The sequence below is a fragment of the Olsenella uli genome, from assembly GCF_901212655.1.
Lineage (GTDB): Bacteria > Actinomycetota > Coriobacteriia > Coriobacteriales > Atopobiaceae > Parolsenella > Parolsenella uli_A.
This window is the reverse complement of record NZ_CAAKON010000044.1, coordinates 24,587-30,977: the sequence shown is the minus strand read 5'-3', so window position 1 is coordinate 30,977 and position 6,391 is coordinate 24,587. Positions and strand designations below refer to the sequence as shown.

Sequence of the window (6,391 nt, the reverse complement as noted above, 5' to 3'; positions counted from 1 at the left end):
CAACCGGCGCGATTCGTGGACAAACCAGCACCCAGCCGCGCCGCATCGCAGCAATCGGCCGGATTTCTGGACAGACCAGTACCCAGCCGCGCCGCTCTGCCGCAACCGGCGCGATTCGTGGACAAACCAGCATCCAGCTACGCTGCGTCGGAACAACCGGTCGGATTCGTGGACAAATCGAGAGCGATTAGCGCCGCGCCGTCGCAACCGACACATTCTCTGGACACAAGAGAATCCCGGAGGAGCCGCCAGAGAAACGGCGCGGCTTTGTCATGGTCTCCGTGACCAAGACTGAAACGGCTCACGGAGTCGGGGGCCTTCCGCAAGTAAAATGCCATGGGCGCCCGGTGCGGGCGGACTCCCCAGGCCATCGCAGTCTCGAACGGGCTACCTTGCGCGCAGGGGACGCACCCCAAACAAGTCAAAAAATAACACCCGATGGACCGGACATCCCCCAGCCCCTCGCGGCCGAGGCGACAGACGTCCCGAGGGGCCTGGAGGCCCACCCAACAAGCTAGAGACTTTGGGCGCCAGGCGCGGCTGGACTCCCCAGCCCCTCACGGCCGGGGCGGCAGACGCCCCGAGGGGAAGGGCTGAGGGACTTTTGCGAAGCAAAAGTGAACCCGACCGCAGGGATGTCCGCCACCTCGGCCCAGAAATCCTAGAAGTCCAGCCGCACCGGGATGCCCTGACTCGCCATGTATTCTTTGACCTCCCGCACGCTAAACGTCCCAAAGTGGAACACGCTCGCCGCGAGCACCGCGTCGGCCTCGCCCTCAAGAACGCCCTCGGCAAAGTGCTCGAGCGTTCCCACGCCGCCGCTCGCAATGACGGGAATGGGAACAGCGCGCGCAACGGCACGGGTGAGGGCCAGGTCAAAGCCTTCCTTTGTCCCATCGCGGTCCATGCTCGTAAGCAGGATCTCGCCTGCACCACGCCGCGCGGCCTCCTCGGCCCAGGCAACCGCGTCGATGCCCGTGGCCCTGCGGCCGCCCGCCACGTAGACCTCCCACTTGTCGGCACCAGGGGCACCCGGCACCCCCACCCGCTTGGCGTCGATGGCGCACACGACGGCCTGGGAGCCAAAGGCGCGCGCCGCCACGCTGATGAGCTCGGGATTCTTGATGGCAGCCGAGTTAAGCGAGACCTTGTCGGCACCCGCCGCCACCATGGTGCGCATGCCATCAAGGTCGCGGAAGCCACCACCCACGGTGTAGGGAATGGAAAGCTCGCGGGCCGCGCGCGCCGCCATGTCGATGGTCGTGGCGCGGTTGTCACTCGTGGCTGTGATGTCGAGGAACACCACCTCGTCCGCACCCTCGCGGTCATAGGCGGCCGCCAGCTCCACGGGGTCGCCCGCGTCGCGCAGACCCACGAAGTTGACGCCTTTCACGACGCGCCCGTTCTTGACGTCCAGACACGGAATGACGCGCTTGGTAAGCATGGTCTCCCCTCTCAGCCACGTGGGCTACATGCACACAGCCGGCGAACCCTCCGCAATGCAAAACGACGCCTCTCAGGAGCGCGGCCACACACGAGGCCGCGCGGCCCTTTGACCAGAAGCGCCCCTGGCCTTCCCTACTCGCCCTTTGCCGCAGAAAGCGCGTCCGCAAGCGAGAAGCTGTTCTCATAGATGGCACGCCCCGTGATGGCACCCTCGATGACGTCGTCGCCAGCGACGGCAAGGGCACGGATGTCATCCAAGCTCGTGATGCCACCACTCGCCACCACCGGAAAGCCCGCGATCTTGGCCACTCGGCGGTAGGCATCCACGTCGACGCCCGTCTGCATGCCGTCTCGCGCGATGTCGGTGTAGACAAGATGCTTGAAGCCGAGCTCGCTTAGGTGCCCCACGACGTCCTCGACGCTGCGGGAGATCCCCTCGCGCCAGCCGTTCACCTTGACCTGGCCGTCCTTGGCCGCCACATCCGCCACAATGCACTCGCCAAACCCCTTTGCCACCACCTCGGCAAACGAGGGCTCGCGCACGAGCACGGTACCCAGGGAGATGCGCTTGGCGCCAAGGGCGCGCAGCTCGTCGACGCGTGCGAGCGAGCGCACGCCGCCGCCCACGTCCACAGAGATGCCATCCACCTCACAGATGGCCTTGATTGCAGCGTCGTTGGCGGCGCGGGCCTCACCGTCCTCCTCGAAGGCGCTGGAGAGGTCGACCACGTGCACCCACGTGGCGCCCTGCTCGACGAAATACCGGGCCACGGCAGCGGGATTCTCGGAGTAGACCTTCATCTTGGAGCGGTCGCCGCGCTCGAGGCGAACGACCTTGCCGTCCACGAGGTCGATGGCTGGGAAGAGGATCATGCGCTGTGGCTCCTTACGATGGAGACGAAGTTGCGAAGAATCGCGAGGCCGGTGGCGGAGCTCTTCTCCGGGTGGAACTGGCACCCGTAGACATTGCCCCTCCACGCCACGCAGGGGAAGCTTCGCACGTAATGGGTGCGCGCCGCAACCTGGGCGGGGTCGGCGTCGGCGTCGACCGCGTAGGAGTGCGTGAAGTAGACGTTCGCGCCCTCGGCAAAGCCGGCGAGCAGCGGGCAGCCCCCGCCCTCGACCGTCACATGCGCCTGGTCCCAGCCCACATGCGGCACCTTGAGGCGGCCCGACTCCAGGCGCGTGCAACTACCGGCGAGAATGCCGAGGCCACGGACCCAATGTCGCTGACAGCCGCCGGCGTCGGGCGCCACAAAGAGATCGCCGGGAACGAGCCCCTCGCCCATCATGCTCCTCGCGGGCTTGGTGTCGGCATCGGCCGGGACGTCCTCGTCGCCGCGCTCATAGAGCAGCTGCAGGCCCAGGCAGATGCCGAGGAACGGCACGCCACGGCCCACGGCCTCGATAATCGCCGCGTCCTGACCACTCTCGTGCACGAAGCTGATGGCGTCAAAGAACGAGCCCACACCGGGTAGCACGAGGCCGGCCGCACGCGCGATGTCCGCCGGCTGGTCCGAGACGAGCACGTTCTCGCAGCCAGCGCGCACGAGGCCGCGCTCCACGCTGGAGAGGTTGCCCTTGTGGTAGTCGATGACGACGATGCGTGCCCGCTCGGCGCCCCTCGAGGCCGCCTCCTCGCCCGCCGCGGCGGGCACGGCACCTGCGACGCCAGCCACACCAGCGCGGTCGGAGCCGGCGCCCCTCACATCGAGCTCGCTCATGCCAGGCTCCCCTTCGTCGACGGGACGCCCGTGACGCGCTCGTCCCTCTCGCACGCGAAGCGAAGCGCCCGGCCAAAGGCCTTGAATGCCGCCTCGATGATGTGGTGCGAGTTCTCGCCCTCCAGCTCGCGAACGTGCAGCGTGAGGGCCGCGTCACGCGCGAAGGCAATAAAGAACTCCTGCGCCAGCTCGGTGTCGAAGGTGCCCACCTTCTGCGTGGGCAGCGGCAGCGTCACGTAGGCCTGACCGCGGCCGGAGACGTCGATGGCAGCCTGGACGAGCGCCTCGTCCATGGCGATGCAGACGTCGGAGAAGCGCCCGATGCCGGCCTTGTCGCCCAGCGCCTCGCGCACGGCCTGCCCCAGCACGATGCCCACGTCCTCCACGGTGTGGTGGTCATCCACCTCATAGTCCCCCGTGGCGCGCACCGTGAGGTCGAACAGGCCATGGCGACCGAAGGCGTTGAGCATGTGGTCGAAGAAGCCCACGCCCGTCTGGACGTCCACCTTTCCGGTGCCGTCGAGGTCAATCGTGAGCGTGATGTCGGTCTCGCCGGTCTGGCGCGACACGGTGGCGACCCTAGGCATGGGAGACCTCCTTGGAAGACGGGGCCGCGCTTGCGGCGGCCTGCTTGGAGACGAGGGCGGAGAGCGCCGCCAGCACAGCGTCATTCTCCTCGGGCGTGCCCACGGTGATGCGCAGGCAGTCGGCGAGGCCGGGCGCGTAGCTGAAGTCTCGCACGAGGATGGAATACTCGTCGCGCAGGCGCGCACGGACGCGCGTGGCGTCCGGCGTGCGCACGAGCAGGAAGTTTCCCTCGCTCGGCCAGACGGTGATGGGCACGTGCTCGCCCAGCTCGCGCAGGGAGGCGAACAGACGCGCTCGCTCGGAGACGATGGTGGCCACCGTGGGCGCGAAGTCCTCCCGGCGCGTGACGGCCGTGAGGGCCGCCGCCTGTGTGAGGACGTTCACCGAGTAGATCTGGCGCACGGCACCCAGGGCGGCGATGACGTCGGGTGCGGCGAGGACGTAGCCACAGCGTGTGCCCGCGAGCGCAAACGCCTTGGAGAGCGTGTGCAGCACGACGAGGTTGTCATGCTCGGCAAGCAGCGGCTCCGCGCTCGTGCCGGGAGCGGCAAACTCGCCATAGGCCTCGTCCACCATGACGAGACCGGGGCACGCCTCGCAGAGGCTTCGCACGAGTTCGAGGGGCGCCACGTCACCCGTGGGGTTGTTGGGCGAGGTGAGCACCACGAGGTTGGCCGTGCGCGCGGCCGCGACGAGGCCCTCGGCGTCCGGCAGGTAGGTCTCAGGTTCTCGCCAGACGTCTGCGACCTCGGTCTGGGTGAGCGAGGCGAAGAAGGCGTACTCGGAGAAGGTGGGCGGGCAGTTCACGAGGGTGCGCCCGGGGCCGCCAAAGGCCAGCAGGAAGTTGTAGAGCAGCTCGTCGCCGCCGTTGCCCACGATCACGCTCTCTCGCGCGCACCCGTGCCAGGCGGCCAGGGCATCGCGCAGGTCGTTGCTCATCGGGTCCGGGTAGCGGTTCGTGGGCGTGGCGGCGAGCGCGGCATCGATGGCGGCGCGCGTCATGGCCGGGACGTCGTAGGTGTTCTCGTTCGCGCTCAGGTTGATGCGCGTGGGCGTGAAGTTGGGGTCGTAGACGTCGAGCTCGCGCAGGTGCGGCTGCATGAGTGCCCGGACGCGGGACGAGAGCTGGGCCATCGGCCGGCTCCTTTCTTACCTGTGGGATTGACGCGGAATTGGGGGCAGGCCATCCCTCTTTTCAGAATGCTTGCAAAAGGGGCTGTCCCCAATGGCGCATCACTTGGCGTAGCCGGGCAGATACGGCACGCCGGGAGCGGCGAGGTCGCGCGGCCAGGCAGCGCGCATGGCGCCCTCGCAGGCGGCCACGGCATCGGGGAAGCCGTCCTGGCCCGCCTCCACGAGCCTGCGGCGCAGGCCCACGGAGAGCGCATGCGCCCAGAGTCCCTCGGACTGCGCGAGCGCCTGAACGGCGGGGCCGTCCGTGGCGAGGCCGGCCGGCGTGTAGCTAATCACGCTGGAGCGCTTCACGAAGTCGTAGACGCCCAGCGGGTTGGAGAAGGCCGCCGTGCCACCCGTGGGCAGCGTGTGGTTGGGACCGGCCACGTAATCCCCCAGCGGCTCGGAGCTCCACGGCCCCACGAAGATGGCGCCGGCGTTCTCAATCGAGCCCAGCAGGCTCATGGCGTCAGCGCAGTGGAGCTCGAGGTGCTCGGGCGCCACCACGTTCACGGCGGCCACGGCGTCTGCCAGCGTGTCACAGGCCACGATCACGCCGTGCTCGAGGCTCCGGCGCGTGATGTCCTCGCGCGGGCTCTGCACCACGAGGCGTTCCGCGGCGTCCTCCACCGCGGCGGGAAGCTCCGGCGCGTCGGTGACCAGGTAGCAGGTGGCCATGGGGTCGTGCTCCGCCTGGGCCATGAGGTCGGCCGCCACAACCACGGGGTCTGCCGTGGCATCGGCAAGCACGCAGACCTCGGAGGGCCCGGCCACCATGTCAATGCCCACGTCGCCCATGACGTAGCGCTTGGCGGCCGCCACATAGGCATTGCCCGGACCGGTGATCTTGGCCACGCGCGGGATTGACTCGGTGCCGTACGCGAGCGCGCCCACGGCCTGCGCGCCGCCCACGGCGTAGACCTCGTCCACACCGGCGATCTTGGCCGCGCAGAGGGTGTAGGCAGAGAGCGAACCGTCGCGCTGGGGCGGCGTCACCATCGCGATGCGGCGCACGCCGGCCACCTTGGCGGGCACGGCGTTCATGAGCACCGTGGAGGGGTACTGGGCGCGGCCGCCCGGCACGTAGAGGCCCACGCTCGGCAGCGGCGTGACCTTGACGCCGAGGATGGTGCCGTCGGCGCGTGTGGTGAACATGGACTGCTGCACCTCGCGCTCGTGGAACTCGCGGATCTGGCGGTGCGCCAGCTCGAGGCCCTCGAGAAACTCGGGGTCCACCATGGAGGGAGCCTTCTCGATCAGCTCGTCGGGCACGCGGAAGGTGTCCGGGCACGAGCCGTCGAACTTCTCGCAGTAGGCGCGCACCGCCGCGTCACCGTTGGCGCGGACGTCGTCGACGATGGCCTCCGCGGCCTCCATCACCTCGCGCGGGAGGGCACCCGAGCGCTTGATGTCGTCGTTGGTGAGGGCACGGCCCCCGGTAAGATCAACGTGAATCATGG

6 protein-coding genes are annotated in these 6,391 nt (G+C 68.6%); all 6 read right to left on the bottom strand.

Translation table 11 applies throughout. The features are described from left to right. Positions 1-661 precede the first annotated feature (661 nt). The 6 genes from hisF to hisD all read right to left on the bottom strand — a co-directional run bounded on the left by hisF (position 662) and on the right by hisD (position 6,389). Positions 662-1,444 (bottom strand): imidazole glycerol phosphate synthase subunit HisF, encoded by a 783-nt coding sequence (gene hisF, locus EFAMC2_RS08435; protein WP_154028552.1) that lies wholly within the window; start codon positions 1,442-1,444, stop codon positions 662-664. Positions 1,445-1,578: 134 nt separating this feature from the next. Further along, positions 1,579-2,319, bottom strand: a complete 741-nt coding sequence (locus EFAMC2_RS08430) for a HisA/HisF-related TIM barrel protein (RefSeq protein WP_154028550.1) — start codon at positions 2,317-2,319, stop codon at positions 1,579-1,581. Beyond that, the gene (locus EFAMC2_RS08425) at positions 2,316-3,170 is read right to left on the bottom strand and encodes a glutamine amidotransferase-related protein (protein ID WP_154028548.1); all 855 of its coding nucleotides are present in this window, start codon (positions 3,168-3,170) and stop codon (positions 2,316-2,318) included. The genes EFAMC2_RS08430 and EFAMC2_RS08425 overlap by 4 nt, the downstream gene beginning before the upstream one ends. Further along, positions 3,167-3,757 (bottom strand): imidazoleglycerol-phosphate dehydratase HisB, encoded by a 591-nt coding sequence (hisB, locus tag EFAMC2_RS08420; protein WP_154028546.1) that lies wholly within the window; start codon positions 3,755-3,757, stop codon positions 3,167-3,169. The genes EFAMC2_RS08425 and hisB overlap by 4 nt, the downstream gene beginning before the upstream one ends. Beyond that, entirely contained in the window at positions 3,750-4,892 is a 1,143-nt protein-coding gene (hisC, locus tag EFAMC2_RS08415; RefSeq protein WP_154028544.1) for a histidinol-phosphate transaminase, read from the bottom strand. The genes hisB and hisC overlap by 8 nt, the downstream gene beginning before the upstream one ends. A gap of 99 nt (positions 4,893-4,991) precedes the next feature. Further along, a complete protein-coding gene (gene hisD, locus EFAMC2_RS08410) occupies positions 4,992-6,389 on the bottom strand; it encodes a histidinol dehydrogenase (protein ID WP_154028542.1) in 1,398 nt (465 codons plus the stop codon). Positions 6,390-6,391 lie beyond the last annotated feature (2 nt).